23 protein-coding genes and 1 other RNA gene are annotated in these 24,304 nt (G+C 69.2%); 6 read left to right on the forward strand and 18 right to left on the reverse strand.

Annotated features, from left to right (window positions below; genetic code table 11):
- Nucleotides 1-200 precede the first annotated feature (200 nt).
- Nucleotides 201-2,963 carry a valine--tRNA ligase gene (gene valS / locus EL266_RS11625; RefSeq protein ID WP_026427960.1) on the forward strand — a complete coding sequence of 921 codons (2,763 nt, stop codon included), beginning with the start codon at nt 201-203 and terminating at the stop codon, nt 2,961-2,963.
- Between the two features lie 112 nt (nt 2,964-3,075).
- On the opposite strand, the gene EL266_RS11630 is transcribed toward valS, so the two are convergent.
- The 4 genes from EL266_RS11630 to EL266_RS11645 all read right to left on the reverse strand — a co-directional run bounded on the left by EL266_RS11630 (nt 3,076) and on the right by EL266_RS11645 (nt 7,507).
- Nucleotides 3,076-4,095 carry a LacI family DNA-binding transcriptional regulator gene (locus tag EL266_RS11630; protein ID WP_026427961.1) on the reverse strand — a complete coding sequence of 340 codons (1,020 nt, stop codon included), beginning with the start codon at nt 4,093-4,095 and terminating at the stop codon, nt 3,076-3,078.
- 108 nt (nt 4,096-4,203) lie between these two features.
- Nucleotides 4,204-5,100: a carbohydrate ABC transporter permease gene (locus EL266_RS11635; RefSeq protein ID WP_026427962.1), complete on the reverse strand. Its 897-nt coding sequence runs from the start codon at nt 5,098-5,100 to the stop codon at nt 4,204-4,206.
- Nucleotides 5,097-6,134 (reverse strand): carbohydrate ABC transporter permease, encoded by a 1,038-nt coding sequence (locus tag EL266_RS11640; RefSeq protein ID WP_051281433.1) that lies wholly within the window; start codon nt 6,132-6,134, stop codon nt 5,097-5,099. Before EL266_RS11640 ends, EL266_RS11635 begins: the two co-directional genes overlap by 4 nt.
- A gap of 86 nt (nt 6,135-6,220) precedes the next feature.
- Nucleotides 6,221-7,507, reverse strand: a complete 1,287-nt coding sequence (locus tag EL266_RS11645) for an ABC transporter substrate-binding protein (RefSeq protein WP_026427963.1) — start codon at nt 7,505-7,507, stop codon at nt 6,221-6,223.
- A gap of 252 nt (nt 7,508-7,759) precedes the next feature.
- Here EL266_RS11645 and EL266_RS11650 point away from each other — a divergent pair, with 252 nt between their 5' ends.
- Both EL266_RS11650 and EL266_RS11655 read left to right on the forward strand, forming a co-directional pair.
- Nucleotides 7,760-9,649: an AMP-dependent synthetase/ligase gene (locus EL266_RS11650; RefSeq protein ID WP_026427964.1), complete on the forward strand. Its 1,890-nt coding sequence runs from the start codon at nt 7,760-7,762 to the stop codon at nt 9,647-9,649.
- Nucleotides 9,650-9,761: 112 nt separating this feature from the next.
- On the forward strand, nt 9,762-11,621 hold the full coding sequence (locus EL266_RS11655; protein WP_026427965.1) for an AMP-dependent synthetase/ligase: 1,860 nt from the start codon (nt 9,762-9,764) through the stop codon (nt 11,619-11,621).
- Between the two features lie 129 nt (nt 11,622-11,750).
- Here EL266_RS11655 and EL266_RS11660 read toward each other — a convergent pair whose 3' ends face one another.
- From EL266_RS11660 to EL266_RS11675, 4 genes are all read right to left on the reverse strand, one after another.
- The gene (locus EL266_RS11660; RefSeq protein WP_051281445.1) at nt 11,751-12,104 is read right to left on the reverse strand and encodes a chorismate mutase; all 354 of its coding nucleotides are present in this window, start codon (nt 12,102-12,104) and stop codon (nt 11,751-11,753) included.
- Between the two features lie 17 nt (nt 12,105-12,121).
- Nucleotides 12,122-13,420, reverse strand: a complete 1,299-nt coding sequence (gene clpX, locus EL266_RS11665) for an ATP-dependent Clp protease ATP-binding subunit ClpX (protein ID WP_026427967.1) — start codon at nt 13,418-13,420, stop codon at nt 12,122-12,124.
- A gap of 205 nt (nt 13,421-13,625) precedes the next feature.
- Nucleotides 13,626-14,333, reverse strand: coding sequence for an ATP-dependent Clp protease proteolytic subunit (locus EL266_RS11670; RefSeq protein ID WP_026427968.1), 708 nt, complete (start codon nt 14,331-14,333; stop codon nt 13,626-13,628).
- Between the two features lie 3 nt (nt 14,334-14,336).
- A complete protein-coding gene (locus tag EL266_RS11675; protein ID WP_051281446.1) occupies nt 14,337-14,936 on the reverse strand; it encodes an ATP-dependent Clp protease proteolytic subunit in 600 nt (199 codons plus the stop codon).
- A 347-nt stretch (nt 14,937-15,283) separates the two neighbouring features.
- On the opposite strand from EL266_RS11675, the gene EL266_RS11680 reads away from it, so the two are divergent.
- The gene (locus EL266_RS11680) at nt 15,284-15,625 is read left to right on the forward strand and encodes a cupin domain-containing protein (protein ID WP_026427970.1); all 342 of its coding nucleotides are present in this window, start codon (nt 15,284-15,286) and stop codon (nt 15,623-15,625) included.
- 30 nt (nt 15,626-15,655) lie between these two features.
- Here the strand turns inward: EL266_RS11680 and EL266_RS13905 are convergent, their stop codons facing one another.
- Nucleotides 15,656-15,790 (reverse strand): hypothetical protein, encoded by a 135-nt coding sequence (locus EL266_RS13905; protein ID WP_269471439.1) that lies wholly within the window; start codon nt 15,788-15,790, stop codon nt 15,656-15,658.
- Nucleotides 15,791-16,035: 245 nt separating this feature from the next.
- On the opposite strand from EL266_RS13905, the gene EL266_RS11695 reads away from it, so the two are divergent.
- Complete coding sequence (locus tag EL266_RS11695; protein WP_169719978.1) at nt 16,036-16,311, forward strand: transposase; 276 nt, start codon at nt 16,036-16,038, stop codon at nt 16,309-16,311.
- 118 nt (nt 16,312-16,429) lie between these two features.
- Here the strand turns inward: EL266_RS11695 and EL266_RS14070 are convergent, their stop codons facing one another.
- From EL266_RS14070 to EL266_RS14080, 3 genes are read right to left on the reverse strand one after another with little or no spacing between them, the layout of a single operon-like run.
- On the reverse strand, nt 16,430-16,609 hold the full coding sequence (locus EL266_RS14070; RefSeq protein ID WP_026427971.1) for a hypothetical protein: 180 nt from the start codon (nt 16,607-16,609) through the stop codon (nt 16,430-16,432).
- A gap of 11 nt (nt 16,610-16,620) precedes the next feature.
- The gene (locus EL266_RS14075) at nt 16,621-16,878 is read right to left on the reverse strand and encodes a transposase (RefSeq protein WP_408608466.1); all 258 of its coding nucleotides are present in this window, start codon (nt 16,876-16,878) and stop codon (nt 16,621-16,623) included.
- Complete coding sequence (locus EL266_RS14080; RefSeq protein ID WP_169719980.1) at nt 16,865-17,317, reverse strand: transposase; 453 nt, start codon at nt 17,315-17,317, stop codon at nt 16,865-16,867. The genes EL266_RS14075 and EL266_RS14080 overlap by 14 nt, the downstream gene beginning before the upstream one ends.
- Before the next feature lie 219 nt (nt 17,318-17,536).
- On the opposite strand from EL266_RS14080, the gene EL266_RS11710 reads away from it, so the two are divergent.
- On the forward strand, nt 17,537-18,220 hold the full coding sequence (locus EL266_RS11710; protein WP_026427972.1) for a hypothetical protein: 684 nt from the start codon (nt 17,537-17,539) through the stop codon (nt 18,218-18,220).
- Between the two features lie 137 nt (nt 18,221-18,357).
- On the opposite strand, the gene ssrA is transcribed toward EL266_RS11710, so the two are convergent.
- From ssrA to ftsE, 6 genes are all read right to left on the reverse strand, one after another.
- Nucleotides 18,358-18,728, reverse strand: a transfer-messenger RNA (tmRNA) gene (gene ssrA / locus EL266_RS11715).
- Nucleotides 18,729-18,748: 20 nt separating this feature from the next.
- A complete protein-coding gene (locus EL266_RS11720) occupies nt 18,749-20,566 on the reverse strand; it encodes a DUF2207 family protein (RefSeq protein WP_084501136.1) in 1,818 nt (605 codons plus the stop codon).
- 63 nt (nt 20,567-20,629) lie between these two features.
- Nucleotides 20,630-21,178, reverse strand: coding sequence for an SsrA-binding protein SmpB (smpB, locus tag EL266_RS11725; protein ID WP_026427974.1), 549 nt, complete (start codon nt 21,176-21,178; stop codon nt 20,630-20,632).
- 178 nt (nt 21,179-21,356) lie between these two features.
- Nucleotides 21,357-22,640: a M23 family metallopeptidase gene (locus EL266_RS13910; protein WP_034515646.1), complete on the reverse strand. Its 1,284-nt coding sequence runs from the start codon at nt 22,638-22,640 to the stop codon at nt 21,357-21,359.
- A 6-nt stretch (nt 22,641-22,646) separates the two neighbouring features.
- Nucleotides 22,647-23,561: a permease-like cell division protein FtsX gene (ftsX, locus tag EL266_RS11735; protein WP_026427976.1), complete on the reverse strand. Its 915-nt coding sequence runs from the start codon at nt 23,559-23,561 to the stop codon at nt 22,647-22,649.
- 13 nt (nt 23,562-23,574) lie between these two features.
- On the reverse strand, nt 23,575-24,264 hold the full coding sequence (gene ftsE, locus EL266_RS11740; RefSeq protein ID WP_026427977.1) for a cell division ATP-binding protein FtsE: 690 nt from the start codon (nt 24,262-24,264) through the stop codon (nt 23,575-23,577).
- Nucleotides 24,265-24,304 lie beyond the last annotated feature (40 nt).

Below are 24,304 nucleotides of genomic sequence, written 5' to 3' on the forward strand. Positions count from 1 at the left end.
AACACTTTCGATGCGGCATTACGATAGTGCGGTCCCCTCACTTCCCCGCCCTCACGGGCGCCCGGAGCTGGATCCTGAGGGCCCGGTGACCCAGCGGCCCGGCCAGGCGAGCCCCAGCGCGCCGCATGGTTGCCCACCTCACAGGCGCATCGGGGGGCCCGCTCTGAGACGGGGCCCGGCCACATGACAGAATCATCAGCATGTCGCAATCCCAGAACTCCCCTCGCATCCTGCCCTCCGAGCTCCACAGCCCGCGCGTGCCGGCCAAGGTCAGCGCCGACGGCCTGGAGCCGACCTGGGGCCAGCGCTGGGAGGAGGAGGGCACCTACGCCTTCGACCGCAGCGCCGAGCGCAGCGAGGTCTTCTCCATCGACACCCCGCCGCCCACCGCCTCGGGCTCCCTGCACGTGGGGCATGTCTTCTCCTACACCCACACCGACACCGCCGCCCGCTTCCAGCGCATGCGCGGCAAGGCGGTCTTCTACCCCATGGGCTGGGATGACAACGGCCTGCCCACCGAGAGGCGGGTGCAGAACTACTTCGGGGTGCGATGCGACCCCTCCCTGCCCTACGACCCGGACTTCACTCCCCCCCACACCGGTGGGGAGGGCAAGTCCATCAAGGCCAAGGACCAGGTCCCGGTCTCCCGGCGCAACTTCGTCGAGCTGTGCGAGCGCCTGACCGTGGAGGACGAGAAGCAGTTCGAGGCGCTGTGGCGGCGCCTGGGGCTGAGCGTGGACTGGTCGCACACCTACCAGACCATCGGGCCGCGCGCCCGCAAGGTGGCCCAGACCGCCTTCCTGCGCAACCTGGCCCGCGGGGAGGCCTACCAGGCCCAGGCCCCGGGCCTGTGGGATGTGACCTTCCAGACCGCGGTGGCCCAGGCCGAGCTGGAGTCGCGCGAGTACCCCGGCTTCTACCACCGCCTGGCCTTCCACGCCCTGGACGCCGAGGCCGCCGCGCGCGCCGCGGCGGCCGGCGCCGAGATCGAGAACGGGGTGGATGTGTGCATCGAGACCACCCGCCCCGAGCTGCTGGCCGCCTGCGTGGCCCTGGTGGCCCATCCCGACGACGAGCGCTACCAGCCGCTGTTCGGCACCACGGCCGCCTCCCCGGTCTTCGGCGTGGAGGTCCCCATCCTGGCCCACCCGGCGGCCGAGCGGGACAAGGGCGCCGGCATCGCCATGTGCTGCACCTTCGGCGACACCACGGATATCGACTGGTGGCGCGACCTGGAGCTGCCCCTGCGCGCCATCCTGCGCAAGGACGGACGCATCGAGGTCGAGACCCCGGAGTGGATCACCAGTGACGAGGGCCGCAGGGCCTATGAGGCCATGGCCGGCAAGACCGCCTTCTCAGCGCGCGAGGCCGTGGTGGGGGCGCTGGCCGCCAGCGGGGAGATGCGCGGCGAGCCGGTCAAGACCGTGCGTCAGACGAACTTCTTCGAGAAGGGCGACAAGCCCCTGGAGATCGTCACCTCCCGCCAGTGGTACATCCGCAACGGCGGCACCCCCTGGACCAACCCGGCCTCCGGTGAGGATCTGGCCTCCGAGCTGCTGAAGCGCGGCGAGGAGCTGGCCTTCCAGCCCGACTTCATGCGCGTGCGCTACGAGAACTGGGTCAAGGGCCTCAACAATGACTGGCTGATCTCCCGCCAGCGCTTCTTCGGCGTGCCCTTCCCCCTGTGGTACCCCGTTGGCCAGGACGGCGAGGTGGACTACGACCACCCCATCGTCCCGCCGGAGTCGGAGCTGCCGGTGGACCCCTCCTCCGATGTCCCCCAGGGCTACAGCGAGGACCAGCGCGGCGTGCCCGGCGGGTTCGTGGGCGAGCTGGACATCATGGACACCTGGGCCACCTCCTCCCTGTCCCCCCAGCTGGTCTCGGGGTGGCTGACCGATGAGGACCTGTTCTCCCGCGTCTACCCCATGGATCTGCGCCCCCAGGGCCAGGACATCATCCGCACCTGGCTGTTCTCCTCGGTGGTGCGCGCCAACCTGGAGTTCGGGGCGCTGCCGTGGGCCAATGCCGGGATCTCGGGCTGGATCCTGGACCCGGACCGCAAGAAGATGTCGAAGTCCAAGGGCAATGTGGTCACGCCCATGAGCCTGCTGGAGAGGTTCGGCGCCGATGCGGTGCGCTACTGGGCCGCCTCGGCCCGCCTGGGCATGGACGCGGCCTTCGAGGAGTCCCAGATCAAGATCGGGCGGCGCCTGGCCATCAAGATCCTCAACGCCTCGAAGTTCGCGCTGTCCATGGGGATCCCCTGGGATGCCGATGAGCAGACCCGGGCCGCTGCCCCGGCGCCCAGCCTGGACGCCGCGGCCGTCAGCGAGCCCATTGACCGCGCGGTGCTGGCCGCCCTGGCAGAGGTGGTCGAGTCGGCCACGACCGCCCTGGAGGAGTTCGGGCACGCCCGGGCCCTGGAGGTGGCGGAGTCCTTCTTCTGGACCTTCTGCGATGACTACATCGAGCTGGTCAAGGACCGGGCCACTGATGAGGGCGGCACGCATGAGGCCGGTGCCGTGGCCTCGGCGCGCACCACCCTGGCGATCGCGGTGGACACCTTCCTGCGGCTCTTCGCGCCCTTCCTGCCCTTCGCCACCGAGGAGGTGTGGAGCTGGTACCGCAGCGGCTCGGTGCACCGGGCGGCGTGGCCGGCCGCCTCCGGCCTGCGCGAGGCCGCCGGCGACGCCGATGCGGCCCTGGTGGAGCAGGCAGGCGCGGCCCTGGCCGCCCTGCGCAGGGTGAAGTCGGAGGCCAAGGTCAGCCAGAAGACCCCGATCCTCCAGGTGGCCCTGGAGGTGGCGCCCGGATACGAGACCGCGGTGGAGACGGTGCGCGAGGACCTGCTGCAGGCCGCCAAGGTCACCGGCGGCTTCTCGGTCGAGGTTCTCGCCGAGCCCGAGGCCGCCGTGTCGGTCAGCGCCGTCGAGCTCGGCCAGGCCCCCGCCAAGAACTGAGCCCTGCCCCGGGTCCGCCAGCCACGCGGCGGGCCCGGGCCGCAGACCCCGCCCGGCGGCCCTCAGCGACCGTGCAGCGATCGTGGCCGCGGCCCGCCGCTGAGGGCCGGTCTTAGGGCCGGGCCGGAGCGTCGTGGCGCCGCGCGGCCGTTGAGCCGTGATCGGTCAGGCGCACCGGCATGAGGCGCGGCTGTCCGCGGGCCTGGCCGGCGGCGTGGAGGGCCAGCAGCTCGCCGGCCGCGCGCCCCAGGGCCACTCGGTCAACGCAGCACTCCGTGATCCCCCGCCCGCCCATGGTCTCGCTGGTGCCCAGCGAGACCATGGACAGATCCGCCGGGATGCTCAGGCCGTGGGCATGAGCGGCGCTCACCAGCCCGGCCAGGGCGCTCGAGCTGGCGGCGACCACTGCGGTGCAGCCCTCCTCCAGCCCCTCGGCCCCCACCAGGCTCGCCCCCGCGAGCGGATCATCCGGCACCGTGCGCACCACCAGCGTGATGCTCAGGGCCTCGGCCCACTCTGTGAGGCCGCGGGCCAGGGCATGATCGGCATTGCTGCCCTGGCTGCCCACATGCCGCAGCACGGCCATGATCCTGCGATGCCCCAGCTCGACCAGGTGCCGCAGTGAGCATGCCGCCATCTCGGAGAAGTCCGCGTCAATCCAGGGTGCGCCGTCGATCGCGCCGGAGAAGCCCAGGAGCACCGTGGGGAGCCCACCGGCGACGAGCAGGCGCTCCCTGAAGTCCTGGTGGGCGACGTCCATGAGGATCGCCCCGTCCACGGCCCGCGAGCCCACCAGGGCGTTGATCTCCTCGCTCAGCGCCCCGGTGGACAGCACCGGCAGGACCACCTGGATGCCACGACTCTCCAGCGCCGCCCGCGCCCCATCGACGTAGTCCAGGTCATTGGCATCGATGATCGCGCGCTGGCGGCGGAAGAGCACGCCGACGGTGTGCATGGAGTGGGAGGCCAGCGAGCGCGCCGCCGCGCTGGGCCGATACCCCAGGGTCTCCACGGCCCGGTGCACCCGGTCACGGGTGGCCGGGGAGGTGGGGCGCTTGCCGGTGAGCACATAGGTGACGGTCGAGGGCGAGACTCCGGCCAGTGCCGCCACCTCTGCGCGGGTCGCCACCATCGCTGCCTCCCGGGTTCCTGTGCCGCGCAGGATCGCTGCGCGCTATCGGCGCATGGCCCTGAGCGACCGCTCAGGGGGTCGGCCTCGGGGCCATGCGCCGATGATGAACTACTTGACGCCGCCTGCCGCCAGTCCGGCGACGATGCGGCGCTGGAAGAGCAGCACCATCGCCACCAGGGGCAGGGTCATGATGACGCCTGCGGCCATCTGGGAGCCGAAGGGCGTGTTGAACTCCGAGGCGCCGGTGAACTTCGACAGCAGCACCGTGGCCGGCTGCATGGTCGGATCGTTGATCATCGTGACCGCCACGAGGAACTCGTTCCAGGCCCCGATGAAGATGATGATCGCCGTGGTGAAGATGCCCGGCGCCGCCAGGGGCAGGATGACCTTGCGGAAGGCCTGGCCCGGCGTGCAGCCATCCACCATGGCGGCCTGCTCCAGCTCCTGGGGCATCTGCCGGAAGAAGCTGGTCAGGTTCCACACGGCCAACGGCAGGGAGAAGGACAGGTCCGGGATGATCATCGCCTGGTAGGTGTTGACCCACCCCCACTCGGCGAAGTTCTTCAGCAGGGGCACGATGATGGCCACGAGCGGGAACATCGAGGTGGCGATGATGAGCATGAGCAGTGGCCCCTTGCCCCTGAAGTCCAGGCGGGCCAGCGCATAGGAGGTGAAGGTCGCCACCGCCAGCGCGACCACCGTGACCACGATGGACACGATGAGGGAGTTGACCAGTCCCGGCCCGAAGTTGTTCTTCGTGGAGAACACCGCCGCGTAGTTCTCCAGGGACGGGTTGGAGGGCCACCAGGAGTTCTCGAAGATCTCCCTGTCGGGGCGCAGGGAGGAGACCAGCATCCAGTAGAAGGGCGCCAGGCAGTAGATGACGATGAAGACGATCCCCAGGGTGGAGAAGATGTTCCCCCAGGTGTGGCGCTTGAACCGGTACTCCTGGGCATCGCCTCCCCCGCGGGTCCCCGGCCTCTTGACGGCTGTTGCGGCGGTCATGATGCTCCTCCACTCTCCGCGGCGGCATCCCCCGGGGCGGGACGACGGCGCTTGGGCAGGAATGCGGTCACGGGTAGCTTGTCGCCCTTGCGCGGCCTGCGCTCGGTGGAGGCCCCCAGATCCGCCCCGAGGATCCTGACGAAGGCGAAGGCGATGATGAAGACGTACAGGAAGAGGATGAGGGCGTAGGCCGCCGCGCCGCCGTAGCGCAGATTGGAGGCCTCGTCCTGAACCAGCATGGACAGGGTCTCAACACTGGCCTTGCGCGGCCCGATGAGGATGTAGGGAAGGTCGAACATCCTGAGCGCATCCAGGGTGCGGAACAGGACCGCGACCACGAGGGCGGGCTTGACCAGCGGCAGCGTGATGGCGGTGAATCGCCTCCACGCATTGGCGCCGTCGATCTTGGCGGCCTCGTAGACCTCATCGGGAATGACCTGGAGGCCGGCCAGGGTGAGCAGGCCGATGTAGGGGGCGGTCTTCCACACGTCGGCGATGATGATCGCCCACTTGGCGCTCCAATTCCCCGAGGCCCACATGATGTGCTGTCCCAGGATCGCGTTGGCCACGCCGTTCTGGTTGAAGATCCAGCCCCACAGGATCGCCGAGACCGCGGTGGGAATGGCCCAGGGAACGAGGATGGAGGCGCGCACGATGCCGCGCCCCCTCATCGCCCGGTGCATGATGAGGGCCATGGCGACGCCCAGGATGGTCTCGAGGACCACGGTGACCACGCCGAACAGCGTGGTGTTGGCCAGGGCGGTCCAGAAGCGGGCGCCGGAGTCGGTGAAGATGGAGGTGTAGTTGTCCAGCCCCACGAAGGGCTCGGTGTCCGAGACGAAGCCGGTGTCGGGGTCCAGACCCGCCTTGCCGTAGAAGGACTGCTGCAGGGACTGGAGGATCGGCAGGATGATGACGACCGTCAGGACCAGGATGGTGGGGGCGATGAGCAGCAGCGCGAGTCGCGACTGCGCCTTGGCGTTCTTGGAGCGGTGATGCCTGGGGGCATCGACCGCGGGAGGTTTCGCTGTCATGGTCGGCTCCTCAGTGATTCTCAGCAGGCTCGCCGGGCGGGCTCCGCGACGGCGTCACGGAGCCCGCCCGGGATTGGGGTGCTGAGTCAGGACTCCAGCTCGTTGAGCTTGGTCTCCAGGCCGGCGATCGCGTCCTTGGCGGTTCCCGTCCCCTGGAGCACCGGGTGGAAGGCGTCCTGGATGGCCGCGGTGACATCGCCGTAGGCCACGGCCGAGGGCCTGCCCTTGGCGTTGTCCAGGGACTCGCGCAGGATCGTCAGGTAGGGGAACTTCTTGAGCATCGCCTCGTCCTTGTAGAGGGAGGCCAGGATGGGGGCCAGGGTCTGGGTCTCCAGGGCGTAGCGCTCGGACTCCTCACTGGTCCACCACTTGACGAACTTCAGCGCGGTCGCCTTGTTCTTGCAGTTGGTGGTGATGGCGCAGTTGTGACCGCCCAGGGTGGGGACGAAGGCCTTGCCGCCGATGCTGGGCAGGGCGGCCACCCCGAACTTCTCCTCCCCCAGGGCCTCCAGGTTGTTGGCGTACTGGTAGGGCCACTGGCGGTAGAAGAGGAGCTTGTCGGCCTCGAAGGCGTTGCGGCCGTCCTCCTCCTTCCACTCCAGGGCCTCCTTGGGGATGATGCCGTCCTTGAAGCCGTCGGCGGCGGTCTGCGCGCCGGCGATCGCCTCGGAGGAGTTGATGGCCACCTTGTCGTTGTCGTCGTAGAAGGCGCCCCCGGCGGTGTGGATGAACTCCGAGATGTTGCAGGTCAGGCCCTCGTACTTGGCCCACTGCCCGCCGAACCCGCCGATGCTCTCGTAGCCCGGCAGCTTGCGCACCGCCTCGACAGCGGTCTTGACCTCCTCCCAGGTGGTGGGCACCTCGACCCCGGCCTGGGCCAGGAGGTCCTTGCGGTAGTACATGATGGGGGCGTCGGTGGCGAAGGGCATGGCGTAGAGCTTGTCCCGATACATGCCGGTCTCCCAGACGGCCGGGATGATGTCGTCGTTCTTCAACTCTTCGGCCGGCAGCTCGACGATCCACTGGTGGGCGGCGAACTCGGCCACCCACACCAGGTCCACGGAGATGACGTCATGGGAGGCGGACTTGGTCTGCGCCGCATTGATCATGTCCGCGCGCTGCTGATCGGCCTCGGCGGACAGCTCGATGAGGGTGACCTTCTCATCGGGGTAGAGCTTGTTCCACTCCTCGATGCGGGCCTTGACCTTGCCGCCCGAGTTGTCCTTGCCCTGCACCCAGTTGATGGGGCCGGTGCCCTCGAAGGCCCCCTCTCCCCCGGATCCGGAGTCCGACTTGCCGCAGGCCGCGGCACCCGCCAGGGCCAGCGCCAGCGCCGAGCCCTGCATGAAACGACGACGGGGAAGGATGGGCATGGGTTTCCTCCTTGAAACAACCGGATGGGGCCAGCGGCTCCGATGCGCTGGCCGAGGCGAGGTCGACGCGCGTCGACCAGGTGGTGGCCATCACAGTACAGGCCGTGATCTTCGTGGTCAAACAGCAATCCTGGGCCCCGCGTCCCCGATCCCCGCTCGCGCCTTGGCGGCTGTGAATACCTCCACAGTCACGGCGGGCATCTGTGCCCGCATCCACCACCGGCCCTGCAAGCCGCCTGACACAATGACCGGGTGAGCACCCGTCCCGCATCATCCGCCGATGCCGCCCGCCGCGGCTACCCCGCCCGCGTCGCCGATGGCACGTCGTCCACCGCCATCCCCTTCGAGCCCGAGGAGCACTGGTCGGTGCCGTGGATGCTGGCCGACCGCATCGCGCGCAGCGGGGACAAGCCGCTGGTGGCCCGCAAGGCGCCCCTGGCCGGCACCTGGCAGGAGGTCTCGGCACGGGTCTTCGGTGAGGAGGTCGCCCGCGTGGCCGCCGGACTCATCGGCATGGGCCTCCAGGCCGGCCAGAGGGTGGGCATCATGGCCCACACCTCCTACGACTGGTTCCTGCTGGATATGGCCATCGCCCGTGCCGGTCTGGTCTCGGTGCCCATCTACGAGACCTCCTCGGCCGAGCAGGTCGAGTGGATCGCCTCCGATGCCGAGGTCCGCCTCATCGTCACCGAGTCCGGCGCCCTGGCCGAGCTGGTGCGCGGGGCCACCGCCGAGGTCGGCCATGAGGTGGCGGTCCTGGCCCTGGACCACGACGCCATCACCACGATCATCGAGGCCGGCAGAGGGGTGGGCCTGAGCCAGGTCGACGCGCGCTCCGAGGCGATCCGGGTCGAGGACACCTACTCCATCATCTACACCTCAGGCACCACCGGGCGGCCCAAGGGCGTGGTCCTCACCCACCGCAACGCCGTGGGCATCCCCTACCACGGTGTGCGCTACCTGGAGGGGGTGCTGCGCGGCGAGCAGGTCCGACTCCTGCTCTTCCTGCCCCTGGCCCACGTCTACGCCCGCTGCCTCCAGCTGCTCTCCCTGGCCGGTGAGGGGGTGCTGGGGCACACCCCCGACGTCACCTCCCTTTTGCCTGACCTGCAGACCTTCGGGCCCTCCTATGTCCTGGCGGTCCCGCGGGTCCTGGAGAAGATCTACAACGCGGCCGATGCCAAGGCCGGCTCGGGGGCACGACTCAAGCTCTTCCGCTGGGCCGCCAAGGTGGCCATCGAGTACTCCCGCGCCCTGGACACCCCCGAGGGCCCCTCCCGGGCCCTGCGCGCCTCCCATCGTCTCGCCGATCGCCTGGTCTTCCGCAAGATCCGCGGACTGCTGGGCCCCAATGCGCGCTTCATCATCTCCGGGGGCGGGCCGCTGGGCATGCGCCTGGGCCACTTCTACCGCGGCCTCGGCCTGCTCATCATGGAGGGCTACGGCCTGACCGAGACCATCGGCCCGGTCAGCGTCAACACCGACTGGCTCAACAAGATCGGCACCGTCGGCCCACCCGTGTGCGGCAATGACATGCGGATCAGCCCCGACGGGGAGATCGAGGTCCGCGGCCTGGGGGTCTTCTCCACCTACCTCAACAACCCCGAGGCCACCGCCGAGGCCTTCACGGCCGACGGCTGGTTCCGCACCGGGGATATCGGCAGCCTGGATGAGGACGGCTACGTGCGCATCACGGGCCGCAAGAAGGACCTCATCGTCACCGCGGGCGGCAAGAACGTCGCTCCCAGCATCCTGGAGGACCGCCTGCGCGGCCACCCCCTGGTCAGCCAGGTCCTGGTAGTGGGCGACGGCGAGCCCTTCATCGCGGCCCTCATCACCCTGGATGCCGAGATGCTGCCCCAGTGGCTGCGCAATCATGGCCTGGAGCCCATGGGCGTCGTCGAGGCCGCCTCCCATCCCCAGGTCCTGGCGGCCCTGGACCGGGCGGTGGCCCGCACCAACCGCGCGGTCTCCCGGGCCGAGTCCATCCGCAGCTTCCGGGTGCTGACCACGGACTTCACCCAGGCCAACGGCCTGCTCACCCCCTCCCTGAAGGTCAAGCGCGCCCAGGCCATGGAGACCCACGCCACCACTATCGCCGAGATCTACGCCGGCACCAGCAAGGGCCCCAGGGAGGACTGAGATCCCGCGCGGCCTGGGGAGCTCCGCCGGCTCCGGGCCCCCTGGCGCGCCTGAGCCGCGGGTCCACACGGCCCTGCTCCCACGGGGCGGGGCAGCGGGCATACTTGCCGCCATGACACCCCCTATCCCCGCCCAGCCCGGCGCCGCGCCGTCGGCCACCCAGGCCAGGGAGTACTCCACGCGCCTGCTCACCCCCGTCCACGCCGGAATGACCACGCCCTGGGCGCTGGCCGAGCGCGTGCGCCGCAACCCCGAGGGCACCCTCGTGGCCCGCAAGGCCTCATTGGGTCGATCCTGGCACGATGTCAGCGCCAGGGCCTTCCGCGCCCAGGTGCGCGAGGTCGCCGCCGGACTGGTGGCCAAGGGCCTGGAGCCGGGCGACGCCGTGGGCATCATGTCCCACACCTCCTATGAGTGGACCCTCATGGACTTCGCCGCCTGGGAGGCCGGGCTCGTCGTCGTCCCCATCTATGAGACCTCCTCCGCCGAGCAGGCCCGCTGGATCCTCACCGATGCCTCCGTGCGCCTGATCCTGGTGGAGAACGAGGCCATGGACACCCTGGTGACCTCGCTGGCTCACAGCGTGCCCGAGCTGGCGGATCTGGAGGTGCTGTGCGTCGAGCGCGAGGGCATCCTGGAGCTGACCAAGGCCGGCAAGGCCGTGGACGCCGCCGAGCTCGATCGGCGCACGGCGGAGCTGACCTCCCAGAGCCTGGCCACCATCGTCTACACCTCGGGCACCACGGGCCGCCCCAAGGGGGCCGAGCTGACCCACGGCAACCTGGTCCAGCTGTGCGTCAATGTGTGCGCGCATGTCCCCGAGGTCCTGGCAGGGCCCCATGTGCGCCTCCTGCTCTTCCTGCCCCTGGCGCATGTGCTGGGCCGATTCATCGAGATCGCCCTGGTGTGCTCACACTCCGGGGTGCTGGGGCATGTGCCCGATGTGCGCAACCTGGTCACCGACCTGGGCTCCTTCCGCCCCACCGCGGTCCTGGCCGTTCCCAGGGTCTTCGAGAAGATCTACAACGCGGCCGACGCTCGGGCCACCGGCACCAAGCAGAAGATCTTCCGCGCCGCCGCCAAGACCGCCATCGCCTACTCCCGCGCCCTGGACACCCCCGAGGGCCCCTCCCGGGCCCTGCGCGCCCGGCGCGCCGGATTCGACCGGCTGGTCTTCGCCAAGCTGCGCGCCATCCTGGGAGGCCAGGTCACCCACGTCATCTCCGGGGGCGGGCCGCTGGGCGAGCGCCTGGGGCACTTCTACCGCGGCGCCGGGGTCACCGTCTTAGAGGGCTACGGCCTGACTGAGACGATGGGGCCGTGCGCCGTCAACCTGCCGCGCGCCACCCGGATCGGCACGGTGGGGCTCCCGCTGCCCGGCTGCTCCATCCGCCTGGCCGACGACGGCGAGGTGCTGGTCAGGGGCATCGGCACCTTCCGCGGCTATCACAACAGCCCTGAGGCCACTGCCGAGGCCTTCACCGCCGATGGCTGGCTGCGCACCGGGGATGTGGCCTCCTTCGAGGGCCAGGGCTTCCTGCGGATCACGGGGCGCAAGAAGGAGATCATCGTGACCGCAGGGGGCAAGAACGTGGCTCCCGCCCAACTCGAGGACCGCCTGCGCGGTCATCCCCTGGTCAGCCAGGTGCTCGTGGTCGGGGACAACCGGCCCTGCATAGGCGCCCTCATCACCCTGGACGCCGAGATGCTGCCGCTGTGGCTGAGCGCCCACGGCCTGGAGGAGATGGATGTGGTCGATGCGGCGGCCGATCCCAGGGTGCGCGCGGCCCTGGAGCGGGCGGTGGCCCGCACCAACGAGTCGGTCTCACGGGCGGAGTCCATCCGCGCCTTCACCGTCCTGACCACTGACTTCACGGTGGCCAATGGTCTGCTGACCCCGTCCATGAAGGTCAAGCGGGCCGAGGTCATGGAGCGCTTCGCCACCGAGATCGACGAGCTCTACACCCGCTGACCCGCCTCTTATCACCGATGCCGGGGCCCAGGTCGCCGACCTCGGTCCCGGCGCGGTGCCGGCCTCGACGTTCAGGGCGCGGGATGCGTGGGATGCGCAGTAGGCGCGGGGAGGCGCCCGGAACAGGGGTCAGGCGGCGGAGCCGGACTCGGCGCGGATCTGCTCGTGGTGGTGGATGACCTCGGCGACGATGAAGGAGAAGAACTTCTCCGCGAACACCGGGTCCAGTCCCGAGTCGTGGGCCAGGGCGCGCAGGCGCGCCACCTGGATCGCCTCCCGGGTGGGGTCGGCCGGCGGCATGTCGAGCTCGGCCTTGAGGTGCCCCACGCGCTGGGTGCAGCGGAAGCGCTCGGCAAGCAGATGCACTAAGGCGGCGTCGAGGTTGTCGATGGTGGCCCGGTACTCCGCCAACTGCGGGGGCACCTCCTGCCTGGAGGCCGTCTCCCCGCCCACTGCGGGCAGCTCATTCCATCCGTGGGCCATCTCAGAGGGCGCCTGAGTCATGCGCTGCGAGTCCTCTCTCCTGCTTTGTATGCGGCACTCAGTGTTCCCGATCCGGCCTCATAGCGGGGCTTGCCAATGCCCCGGACCGCATCGGCCTCGACGACCACGCGGCCGACCTCGGGAAGGGAGGGCACCTCGAACATGGCCTGGCCCAGGACCTCCTCCACGATGGAGGTCAGCCCGCGCGCACCGGTCTGGCGCTCCAGGGCCAGGGCGGCCACCGCCTCGATCGCCTCGCGGCTGAGCTCCAGCTCAACCCCGTCAAGGCTGAAGAGGTACTGGTACTGGGAGACCAGGGCGTTCTTGGGCTCGGTCATCACGCGCACCAGCTCGGGGACGCCGAGGTTCTGCACGGTGGCGATGACGGGAAGGCGGCCGATGAACTCGGGGATGAGGCCGAACTTGTGCAGATCCTCGGGGCGCACGGGAGAGGTGAACACGTCCTCGCCGCGCGCGGCGGACAGATCCGCGCCGAATCCCACGACCTGGGCGCCGGTCTCCTTGCGCTGGCGCGCCCTGACGATGTCCTCGATCCCAGCGAAGGCCCCCGCCGCGATGAACAGGACGTTGGTGGTGTCGATCTCCAGGAACTCCTGGTGGGGGTGCTTCCGCCCTCCCCCGGGCGGGACCGAGGCGGTGGTTCCCTCGATGATCTTCAGCAGTGCCTGCTGAACCCCCTCACCGGAGACATCCCGCGTGATCGAGGGGTTCTCCGCCTTGCGCCCGATCTTGTCGATCTCGTCGATGTAGATGATGCCCTTCTCAGCGCGCTTGACATCGCCATCAGCGGCCTGGATGAGCTTGAGCAGGATGTTCTCCACGTCCTCGCCCACATATCCGGCCTCGGTCAGGGCCGTGGCATCCACGATGGCGAAGGGGACATCCAGCATGCGCGCCAGGGTGCGCGCCAGGTGGGTCTTGCCGGTGCCCGTGGGGCCCAGCAGGAGGATATTGGACTTGCCCAGCTCCAGGCCGTCGCCCTCCGCCACGGACCGCTCCCGGACCTGGACGCGCTTGTAATGGTTGTAAACGGCCACGCTCATGGCCCGCTTGGCGGCCTCCTGGCCGATGACGTACTCGTTGAGGAAGTCGAAGATCTCCTGCGGCTTGGGCAGCTCCAGGGGCACGCCGGCGCCGGAGTCCCCCAATTCCTCATCGACGATCTCGTTGCACAGCTCGATGCACTCATCGCAGATGTACACGCCCGGTCCGGCGATGAGCTTCTTGACCTGCTTCTGGCTCTTTCCGCAGAAGGAGCATTTGAGCAGGTCGACGCTCTCAGCGCTTCGCGCCATGATCAATCTCCTCCTAGGTCATGTGATTTCCCGTTTCCAGTGCCCCAGCCTACGGGGGCGCCGTGCGGGGCGCGGCTGCGACACCGCGCTGTGTTCGCATCGCAATATGCCACGTTCCTCACGTTGTGACTACCCCACAAGCGCCAAGGTGCCCGACGACGCAGACGGCGCTGCGTCGTCGGGCACGTCATGGCGGCCGGTCCGCTCAGGAGGCATGCGGTGAGGCGGGCGTCTTGCGGGAGGACAGGACCTGGTCGACGATCCCGTAGTCCAGTGCCGCCTGGGCGGTGAGGATCTTGTCCCGCTCCAGATCCCTGTGGATGAGGTCGCGGTCCCTGCCCGTGTGGGCCGCCAGGGTGTCCTCCAGCCAGGCGCGCATGCGGTCGATCTCGTCGGCGACGATCTCGATGTCGCTGGCCTGGCCGTGCATGCCCTCCATGGCGGGCTGGTGGATGAGAACCCGGGCGTTGGGCAGGGCCAGGCGCTTGCCCGGCGCCCCGGCCGCCAGCAGCACGGCGGCCGCCGAGGCCGCCTGGCCCAGGCAGACGGTCTGAACCTGGGGCTTGATGTACTGCATGGTGTCGTAGATGGCGGTCAGGGCCGTGAAGGAGCCACCGGGGCTGTTGATGTACATGGTGATCAGCCCGTCGGGGTCCTGGGACTCCAGGACCAGGAGCTGGGCCATGATGTCATCGGCGGAGGCGTCGTCGACCTGGACCCCCATGAAGACGATGCGGTCCTCGAAGAGCTTGGCGTAGGGGTCCTGGCGCTTGAAGCCGTAGGCGGTGCGCTCCTCGAACTGGGGCAGCACGTAGCGCGACTGGGGCAGCACCGGGGCGTGCCCAGTTGTGCCGGCCATGCCGGCCCGGGCCGTCTGGCGCGCGGCGGCCTCGAAGTAGGGGCGGGTGCTCATGGGTCAGTTCCCCCCGTTCTGCTGGCCGATCTCCCGGCTGGAGCGCACGATGTGGTCGACGAATCCGTACTCGAGGGCCTCCTGGGCGGAGAACCAGTGGTCGCGGTCGGAGTCGGCGATGATCTCCTCGACGGTGTGGCCGGTGTTGGCAGCCGTGATCTCGGCCAGCTCCTGCTTCATCTTGATGATGAGGTCGGCGTTGATGCGGATATCCGTGGCCGACCCGCCCGCTCCGCCCGAGGGCTGATGCATGAGCACCCGGGCATGGGGGGTCAGGTAGCGCTTGCCCTTGGCGCCGGCGGTCAGCAGGTGCTGGCCCATGGAGGCGGCCAGGCCCGTGGCCACAGTGGCCACATCGGGCTGGACGTACTGCATGGTGTCGTAGATGGCCATGCCGGCCGTCACCGACCCGCCCGGGCTGTTGATGTAGAGGTAGATGTCCCGCTCGGGGTCCTCGGCGGCCAGCAGGAGCATCTGGGCGCAGATGGCATTGGCATTGTCATCGCGCACCTCCGATCCCAGCCAGATGATGCGCTCCTTGAGGAGCCGGTTGTAGATGGAGTCGGTCAGGCCCAGGCCCGCGCCGCTGGTGTCAGCCGCCATGGGGCCGGCGCCCGGCGGAATGTGGAGCTCGCTCACGTCAGTCCTTCCGTATGGATGATGCCAACGCTAACCCGGGGGCGGGGAGGACCATGCCCGCGCTGCCGGTCTTTTCGCCCACGGCGCAGGTCACCGCGGCCCGTTCTTCCGGTGCCGCCGGCAGGGCCTGCCGGGATCCGGTCGGCCCGCATGACATGCTCGGAGCACTACCCGCCACGGCGTCGTGACCGGGCCTGTCCTGGCCGGTAACGTCTGCTGTGGCACCCGCCGTGGGGCCGGCCGCGCCCGGCCCCGCCGATCCGGCCGCAGCGCGGCCCTCATCCCGAGCCCGCACCCGCCAAGGAGTCCTCATGCCCACCACCCCCGTCTCCGAATCGCTGTTCTGCCTGGACCTGGCCCAGAATCTGCCGGTCAGCCAGGAGGCCACCACCTCCCGGGTCGTGATCAACAACGACCTGCTGCGCACTGTCATCTTCACCTTCGACGCCGGCCAGCTCCTGACCAAGCACTCCTCGCCCAGGGCGGTGGTGGTCACGGTGCTGGAGGGCGAGATGGACTTCAGCATCGGCGATGAGCAGGAGCGCACCGAGCGCATGCGCGCAGGCGACGTGCTCTACCTGGCCCCGCACGAGCCCCACGCCCTGACGGCGGCGACCGCCTGTCGGATGCAGCTGGTCATGGTCGACGTCTAGCCGTACTGACCGGAGGCGTTGATCGGGTGGTCAGCTGCGGTCGATGCCGACGCTGGTGGCAGTGATCTTCCCGACCGCGGCAGCGGCGAGATCCGAGTAGGGCGCATCGGGGGCTGCGGCAACGGCGGCCAGGAGCGAGAGAGCCTGAGCATCCGTGAGGGTCACCGGCGGCAGCGCTCCCCTGCGAAGAAGCCCGTACCCACCGCCGGGGCCCGGCCTCGACCCTCAGGACCCCCAACGCACGGCACGAACGCTCGACGACCAGGCTGACGCCATCGCCGACGTGCTTGATGAGCTGGGTGGCGATGCCGTCCTGGTGGCGCACAGTGGCGCGAACGGGCCCGTGAGCCTGGGGGCGTGTTGACTGTTCTGTGTAAGCCTTCTTGGAAGGACTGACACACTGATTGAGGGTGACTGATGAGACGACTCCCGCTCCTGCTTCGGGCGCGGAGGTGGCTCGAGCGCTTCGGGACTCCGGGGCCCTGGATGAGCTGTTCGAGCGGATCGAGGACGGCTCTGTGCCGCTGACGGGCTCTGATGGCCTCCTGCCCGCCTTGCTCAAGGACTCCTTGGAGGCCGGGCTGCGCGCCGAGCTTGATGACCACCTGGGCTATGCCAAGGGCGAGCCCACGACTGCGGCTCGCGGAAACGCTCGCAATGGCACCACTGCCAAGACCGTGGACTGACAGGTGGGCTCTTTTGAGACCGGTGGTCCCCCGGGATCGGGCCGGGACGTTCACCCCGCGCCTGATGCGCAACGGTGCAGCGGCGCATGGACGGGCTGGATGCGATGATCATCGGGCCTTACCCCCGCATGCCGGCTGGCCAGCCCGACAGGTCCAGCAGATCGGTGATCTCCGCGATATCCGCGCCATCCCTGGGCTGGCCATCAGCGTTGTAGACCGGGGCCCAAGCCTGGGAAGGGGTGGCGGCGTAGATCTGGGGCGTGTGGTGGGGCAGGGCAAAGCCCACGCTGTAGGCCACGCGCCGCCGGGTCAGGGCCCCGATCGTGGCCTTGGTGCCCCCAGCCCCACCTGATCCAAAGCCTGGCCGATGATCTGCTGATGATCAGCCGCGGTGTTGGCCCCGGCGTTACCCGCACGCAGCATGATCGCCGCGCACTGACCACCACCGGCTCGGCCGTGGTCGATCCACGCCGTCAGCGGGTGGAACCCATAACCCCGCTTGAAGGTCGGGGCCGCGCCCTCCTTCTCAGAGTGCACATTGACCAAGGTGGCATCAATATCGATCACCAGGGGCCGGGCCGCCGAGGCGCCCGCCCCCCGGGGCGTGCTCGCCGGCCAACTTCCACACCCGGGCCCGGGCCCGGGCGCGCGCCCGGGCCACGGCCCGCTCCACCGCAGCGACATCCTTGGCCAAATCCCCGACCAGCCGCGAGACCGTCGGGACCGAGGCCACCGGGCCGAAGACCTCCGCCTGGCCGCGAAGCAGGGCCAGGTCCGACACGCAATCCCCGCCCAGGGCCAGCGACAGGGCCAGATCACAGACGATCTTGCCCGGATCATGCACCGCCCCATCACGCCGCCACGGCTCCAGCGCCCGGGACAGCCCCAGCCCCAGGCCCGCAGCACGGATCGTCTCAGCCACCAGCCCCGCCCCGGCCAGCCCCACCGCATTGACCTCACCAGCCTGGACCCCCACCCGCGGGTACAACCCGGTACCATTCACCACGAAGGTGTCCTTTCCCTGGAATGATCGGATCTCGACAACCCGCATTATCCCAGGCGAAACGGCACCTTCACCACATCCCCACACCCCAACAACGAAAACCCGAGGCTAGAAGAACGAGCAATGCACAGCGAGACGCAGCGGCATTCATCAAAGTGATCCGTAGACCTGCCGCCGTCAACGGAATGATAAAATGCAGGCGTGACTGGTATACCCTCCCCTGTGGACGTACTGTTCAACACGCTGCTATTACTAGGCGTTCCCTTCATGATACTGCTCCCGCTCAACGTCGCCCTTCAGATCGCCGATTGGTGGAAGATGGGACAACGGCTGGGAGCCGGCATGCGGAACGTGAGAGAGACTGCTGCGGTGCTCGCACGTCGACGCCCCGTGCGTCTTGTCGTGTTCGCTCTGCTGCAGTCGCTGCTGGCGGCACTCGTCTACTCAGCTTTCACGTTAGCGCACGCCATGGACGTGTCGGACACAGCCGGAAGGAGTATCTCTGACGGGAGCTCATTCACATGGACTCAACTGTGGATGACCATCACAACATACTCGACGACCGCCGAGCTTCCACACCGGGCCTTCCTTGGGGCGATGGGGTGGCTGATCGCCCTGAATATCGCGCATCTAGCACGTTCACGGCTAGTGGTTCGCATCCTGACGATGCCAGTAGACCTCATCGCCGCCCTGGCGTGGGGCTCCGGACTCGCAATCGGTGTCGTAGGACTGATGGTCCTCAGTCTTGCAACCTGGATGCACAGCCCCGGATACAACGTGGGAATGGTATCGTTGTACGCAGCATGGGTGATCATCCTCTGGGGAATTGCCGTCGTCCTCCCCGAATGCGTGATTCAAGCCGATCAGTTATACAGCCAGGATGCTCAGCCTCAGGTACCTCAATAGTCACTGTGGCGTGCGTCAACACGATGATCGCCGATGCCAACCCCATCCGCTCCACCTGGGCGCGCAAGCTCGAACAGCGCGACTGACGGCGGGCGCGAGAACGCCCCTGCAGTCCGAGAGGACCACAGGGGCGTCACAGGTGGAGATGGGGGGAATCGAACCCCCGTCCGACGGGCATGCAACAGGACTTCTCCGGGTGCAGCTCGCTGGTGATTTTCTCAGCCCCGGCGTCTCACGCGAGCAAGGACGCCGACGGGCTCAGTCGATGAGGAGTCCCGAGAAACCTACCGACACGGTTCCTCAGCAGTGGCTCCCTAGATGACGCCAGGAACCGGGGCGGAAGCGCTCCCCGGGCTGACGGACTTCGAGGCTCGCTCAGGCGGCGAGGGCGAAGTCGGTGCGAGTGTTATCGGCACCTATTGGTTCGCACAGAGCGTTGACGAGATGACTGTGCATCCTCGACCCGCTTCCCCTGAACCCATGACCGTCGTCGAAACCGATCATCCCCTATGGAGTTGTCACCGCCCCCTATGCGGGGCGATGGCGAGGACGCAGTCTATCAGCCCAGGAGGATCGGGGTCCAGCAAGGCCGACCAGGGCCTCCAGGGCCTCGACGCTCGCCGACTCCCCCACCAGCCAGGCCGGCAGCCCCTGGGACTGCGCCTCGCCCCCGGAGCGACGGTAGGCATCCAGGAGCCGGTCGGCACAGCCCATGGCCGCCGCCCACACCAGATGCTCCTCCAGGCGCCACCGCCCCCGGGGCTCCGGGTCCTGGTCGCCGAGGGACTCCAGGTAGCGCCGGTAGGCGATCGCCTGGTGCCGCAGACGCTCGCCGTCGGCGGAGCGCACCGGCAGGAGGAATCCGGCGCTGACCGCCACCGCCCCCAGGGCCAGAGGGGGCAGGGCCCACAGGATGGACATGCCCGCCGCGATCAGCCCGGCCACGGCCGCGGCGCTCAACACGATGAGGCCGGTTCCCACCAGCGCCCAGCTCAGGCGCTGTCTGCTGGGGGGCACGGTCAGCAGACCGCGGTGGATGGCAGCGGCCTCCAGGTCGATGCGCGTCACCGTCAAGGCTCGCCTCCACCGCTCCTGATCGCGGGGAAGCACCACCTCCTCGCCATCCTCGAACAGCGCCTCCAGAAGAGCGGCCTCATAGTCCTGAGCCCGCTGCCCGGTGGCTCCCCCGAGGCGGCTCAGGCGCCAGCCGCACCGGTCCTGTTGGGCCACAGGCCCGCGTGCCTCAACAGTGAGCCCGCCGCGATCGGCCAGGTCCAGGATCGTGGCCATGGCCCCGCTGTCCCCGCCGACTCCCAGCAGCGCCGAGACCACCCCGGGCGCGACTCCTGAGGGGGGCTTGGCGGTGACCTCCTGGCCGTCGTCGGCCGTGCGCAGGCCGGGCACGGTCCCGATGGCCCGCGCCGCCGCGGATCGGCGCCTGAGGATCCAGGCGGCCAGTCCCCCGGCGAGCAGCAGGCTCAGGCCCACCGAGCCACCGATGGTCAGCATGGAGGGCTGGACAAGCGACACGAGGTCGCGCCGCGAGACGAGTCGGGGCTCGGCTGTGGCCTCCAGGGTCCCGGTGGGCCACACCACACTCACTGTCAGGCCCTCCTCGGCTCCCAGTCTCTTTTCAGTGATCTCCACCTCGGACTCGTGGATCGCCAGGCCCGGGCAGTCCCCATGCCCATCGCGCTGGCAGGTGGCGGACAGGATCGCCGCGGGCCCTGTCATGCGGATGCTCGCCGAGTCGATCCGGGAGGACAGTGCGCCGTCGATCAGGGCATCCCAGGCGAGCTCATCACCGCGGGCCGTACCGGGGTCGGTCAGTCCCGACACCGTCCAGCTGATCGTGTACTGGTGCTCACCGGTCACCGGCGAGTCGGGCCGGCCCACGCGCAGGGTCAGGCGGCCATCGCGGCTCTCGGCGGCAATATCAGTGGGAGCCCCGGTGCGCGAGGAGGCGCTCAGCTCGGCGTAGCTCAGCACCGCCTCGTGGTGGGGGTCGGCGGCCAGGGTGCGCCGCTCGGGCAGGGTGATGACCGGGCCGACGCCGCCATCCGACCCCAGGTCGAGCCGGATGTCCCAGGTCACTCGGGCGATGCCGTCGGATTCGACGAGGGCATCGACCTCCAGCGAGGTCACGGTCCACTCCCCCGGGTCGGCGGCGGTTGAGGCTCCAGGCAGGGCGAGCAGGCCCACCACCGTGGTCAGCATGCTGACCAGGAGCACCGGAACAACCGCCCTGCGGCGGGCGGCGGCATGCTGCCAAGCCCTCACCTCAGGGCGGGGTGACGGGCCAGACTTCAGCGCAGGAACGTCGGGATGGCCGGTGACGGAGTCCATGCCCCGACCCTACGGCCCGCTCCGTGAGAATCCGGGATGCCCGGCGGGCGTGGCAGGCCGGGCTCAGCCCCGACGGCGATTGGCCGCGGCCATGGCGCGCGCCGCCTCGCGCTTGTCCTGGGCCTCGCGCAGGGCCTGGCGCTTGTCCCAGTCCTGCTTGCCTCGGGCCAGGGCGATCTCGATCTTGGCCCGCCCGCCGACGAAGTAGAGCTCCAGGGGAACCACGGTGTAGCCCTTGGCCTGGACGCGCATGGCCAGGCGCTCCAGCTCACCGCGGTGGAGCAGCAGCTTTCGCTTGCGCCGCGGGGTGTGGTTGTTCCAGGTCCCCTGGAGGTACTCGGGAATGTGCGCGCCCTGGAGCCAGGCCTCGCCGTGGCGGTCGATCTCGATCCAGGCCTCCGTCAGGGAGGCCCGACCCATGCGCAGCGCCTTGACCTCGGTGCCGGTCAGCACCAGGCCCGCCTCATAGCGGTCCTCAATGAAGTAGTCGTGCGTGGCCTTCTTGTTGCGGGCGATGGTCTTGTGGGCATCGGAGGCGGCCTTGGCCCGCTGACCCGGGGTGGGCTTCCTGGGCGCCCCGGCCTGCGTGGACCGAGAGGTCTTGGGGGGCATGGGCCTGTCCTTCCGCTGGTATACGACTCACGCGCTGGGCGAGAGCCAGAGTCTACGCCGACGGCGCCCCCGGCCAAACCGGTCGCGCGCCTGGATGGTCGACTGGATGGTCGACGGCGCACCGCGGTCCTGCGCCGCGTCCTGCCGGGCCGACATCATCGCCGGGCGGGCGGGGAGGTCAGAATCCGGGCAGGGTCATCGGGTCGATCTCCGAGCCGTTGATGATGACCTCGAAGTGGACATGCGGGCCGGTGGCACCGCCCGTTGCGCCGGTCAGGCCGATGGTGTCCCCCTTGGCGACGCTGGCACCATCGGGCACCGAGTGCTGGGAGAGGTGGCAGTAGGCCAGGATGACGGACTGCCCGTCGATCATCCCCCCGTTGACGAACACCCCGTTGCCGCATGAGGAGTTGGAGAAGTTGGTGACCGTTCCGGCGACTCCCGCGTACTGGGGGACCCCGGTGGAGGCCACCAGGTCCACTCCCGCGTGCAGGCGACTCTCCCCGGTGATGGGGTGGATGCGGTAGCCGAAGGGTGAGGCCACGACCATGGAGCCGGCGATGGGCCGCCCGATCGAGCCACTGCCCAGATCCGCGGCGGCCGCGGGGGCGGGCTCGGAGGTGCCGCGGTTGGCCTCATCGATCCTGGCGACGGTGGCCGCGGCCGCGGCCTCATCGGCAGCCGCCTGGGCCTGCTGCTCCTCCAGGCTCGCCTTCTGCGCCTCCAGGGTGTCGGTGGCGGTCTTGGCCGCCGCAGCGGCCGTGGAGACCTCATCGCGCTTGGTCTTGGCATCGCTGGCCGCCTTGGACGCGGCCTGCTGGGCGGCGTCGGCCTCCGTCTTGAGCGTGGCCACGCGGTTGGTGGCCGCGTTCTGGCGCGCCTGACGGTTGGCGTTGCGGGCGCGCTCGGCCTCCGCGGCGGCCAGCACCGCCTCCTGAACGCCCGAGCCGATCTCCATCGCCGAGGCGCGCCGGTTGAGCTCGGCGGCGTCCTGGGACTCCAGCACGTAGGTCCAGGAGGTCACCGAGTTGTCGCCCTGGTAGGTGGCCACGACGATCTCGGCCACCGAGTCGGAGTTGGTGCTCGCCGTGGCCTCAGAGTCCTCGGCCTCCTTCTTGATGGTGGCCAGGCTCTCGGTCGCGGTGTCCAGACGATCCGAGGCGATCTCCTGCTCGCGCTCCTTCTCCGCCAGGGTGGTCTGCGCCGCGGTCAGCGCGGCCTCGGCCGTGGCCAGCTCCGTCTGGGCGTTCTGCAGGTCGATGTAGGCCTGGCCGAGCTCGGCGCTGACGCCCTCCAGGGAGGCGACGAGCTCCTGCTGGCGGCGCTGGGCCTCCTCCTGGTCCGCCACGGCATCGGAGCGCTCATCGGCCACCGCGGGCAGCGGCACGAGCGCGAGACTGACGACGGTCACAGCGCCCAGGAGAGCGCGGGCCAGCGTGCGGCGGGGTGAGGAGGAGCGCATGATGGATCAGACCTTGGTGTACTTCGACAGCGAGAAGGCGGAGGAGGCCGCGGCCAGGACAATGGCCGCGAGGATGAGCCAGGGCGCCAGGCTGAGGACGGCCCCGGTGTCGATGAAGGCACTGGTGAAGGACAGGGAGCCGGCCAGCCAGTCCTCAACCACGTAGTGGACCCCGGCCCACAGGGCGCCCACGGCCAGCAGCGCCCCGATCAGGGCGGCGATGACCCCCTCCAGGATGAAGGGCAGCTGGATGAACAGATTGGAGGCGCCGACCAGGCGCATGATCCCGGTCTCCCGGGAGCGGGACATGGCTGACAGGCGGATGGTGGTGAAGATGAGCAGCACCGCGGCCACTCCCATGATCACGGCCAGTCCGCCGGTGATCCACGAGGCGCGGTTCATCACCGTGAACAGGGGCTCGAGGGTCGAGCCCTGGTCCACGACGCGCTCGACGCCGGCGTGGCCGGAGAACTGCTCGGCGACCACGGCGTAGTTCTCCGGGTCGACGAGCTTGATCCTGAAGGAGACCGGCATCATGTCCTCGGTGGCATTGCGGCCCACGGCCGTGTTGCCGAAGGACTTCATGAAGTTGGCGTAGGCCTGCTCCTTGGACTCGATCTGGTAGCTCTCCACGAAGGAGTCCAGGGCGCCGGTGATCGTGGACTCCACGGCATCGATCTGCTCCTGGGTGGCCTCGCCCTCAGCGCAGGTGGGATAGGCCGATGCCTGGGGGCACATGTAGACCGAGACCTCGACCTCGTCATACCACTCGCCCTTCATGGCGGCGATCTGGGCCTGCAGCAGGCCCGAGGCTCCCACGAAGAGCAGGGAGACGAAGGCCACCAGGATGACGGAGACAGTCATGGCCAGGTTGCGGCTCATGCCCTTGGCGGTCTCGGAGAGGATGAAACGTAGACGCATGTGCTTAACTCCTTCAGCGGTCCGAGCCGTAGACACCACGGGCCTGGTCGCGCACGACCTGACCGCCCTTGAGCTCGATGACGCGCTTGCGCATCTGATCGACGATCTCGTCGTCGTGGGTGGCCATGACCACCGTGGTCCCCTGCCGGTTGATGCGGTCCAGGAGGCGCATGATCCCCACGGAGGTGGAGGGGTCGAGGTTGCCGGTGGGCTCATCGGCCAGGAGGAGCTTGGGGCGGTTGACCATGGCGCGGGCGATGGCCACGCGCTGCTGCTCGCCGCCGGAGAGCTCATGGGGAAGGCGCTTCTCCTTGCCCTCCAGGCCCACCAGCTCCAGCGCCTCGGGAACGGCCGAGAGGATGTAGTGGCGGGGCTTGCCGATGACCTGTGAGGCCAGGGCCACGTTCTCCAGCACGGTCTTGCTCTCCAGGAGGCGGAAGTCCTGGAAGACGAAGCCCATCTCCCGGCGCAGCTGGGGGACCTTCCACGAGGAGATCTGGGACAGGTTGCGCCCCAGGACGTGAACCTTCCCGGAGGTGGGGCGCTCCTCGCGCAGCACCAGGCGCAGGAAGGTTGACTTCCCGGAGCCCGAGGCCCCCACGAGGAAGACGAACTCATCGCGCTCGACCTCGATATCGACCTCATCGAGGGCTGGACGCGCTCCTCGCTTGTAGACCTTGGAGACGTGGTCAAATCGGATCATCGGCTGGCTGCTCCCCTGGCTGCGGCCCGAGCACGGCACT

The sequence above is a fragment of the Actinomyces slackii genome, assembly GCF_900637295.1.
In the GTDB taxonomy this organism is placed as follows: domain Bacteria; phylum Actinomycetota; class Actinomycetes; order Actinomycetales; family Actinomycetaceae; genus Actinomyces; species Actinomyces slackii.

Coding starts and splice junctions, on each gene's coding strand:
- valS (WP_026427960.1), top strand. CDS start 201: ATGTCGCAATCCCAGAACTCCCCTCGCATCCTGCCCTCCGAGCTCCAC.
- EL266_RS11630 (WP_026427961.1), bottom strand. CDS start 4,095: ATGGTGGCGACCCGCGCAGAGGTGGCGGCACTGGCCGGAGTCTCGCCC.
- EL266_RS11635 (WP_026427962.1), bottom strand. CDS start 5,100: ATGACCGCCGCAACAGCCGTCAAGAGGCCGGGGACCCGCGGGGGAGGC.
- EL266_RS11640 (WP_051281433.1), bottom strand. CDS start 6,134: ATGACAGCGAAACCTCCCGCGGTCGATGCCCCCAGGCATCACCGCTCC.
- EL266_RS11645 (WP_026427963.1), bottom strand. CDS start 7,507: ATGCCCATCCTTCCCCGTCGTCGTTTCATGCAGGGCTCGGCGCTGGCG.
- EL266_RS11655 (WP_026427965.1), top strand. CDS start 9,762: ATGACACCCCCTATCCCCGCCCAGCCCGGCGCCGCGCCGTCGGCCACC.
- EL266_RS11660 (WP_051281445.1), bottom strand. CDS start 12,104: ATGGCCCACGGATGGAATGAGCTGCCCGCAGTGGGCGGGGAGACGGCC.
- clpX (WP_026427967.1), bottom strand. CDS start 13,420: ATGGCGCGAAGCGCTGAGAGCGTCGACCTGCTCAAATGCTCCTTCTGC.
- EL266_RS11670 (WP_026427968.1), bottom strand. CDS start 14,333: ATGAGCACCCGCCCCTACTTCGAGGCCGCCGCGCGCCAGACGGCCCGG.
- EL266_RS11675 (WP_051281446.1), bottom strand. CDS start 14,936: ATGGCGGCTGACACCAGCGGCGCGGGCCTGGGCCTGACCGACTCCATC.
- EL266_RS11680 (WP_026427970.1), top strand. CDS start 15,284: ATGCCCACCACCCCCGTCTCCGAATCGCTGTTCTGCCTGGACCTGGCC.
- EL266_RS11720 (WP_084501136.1), bottom strand. CDS start 20,566: ATGGACTCCGTCACCGGCCATCCCGACGTTCCTGCGCTGAAGTCTGGC.
- smpB (WP_026427974.1), bottom strand. CDS start 21,178: ATGCCCCCCAAGACCTCTCGGTCCACGCAGGCCGGGGCGCCCAGGAAG.
- EL266_RS13910 (WP_034515646.1), bottom strand. CDS start 22,640: ATGCGCTCCTCCTCACCCCGCCGCACGCTGGCCCGCGCTCTCCTGGGC.
- ftsX (WP_026427976.1), bottom strand. CDS start 23,561: ATGCGTCTACGTTTCATCCTCTCCGAGACCGCCAAGGGCATGAGCCGC.
- ftsE (WP_026427977.1), bottom strand. CDS start 24,264: ATGATCCGATTTGACCACGTCTCCAAGGTCTACAAGCGAGGAGCGCGT.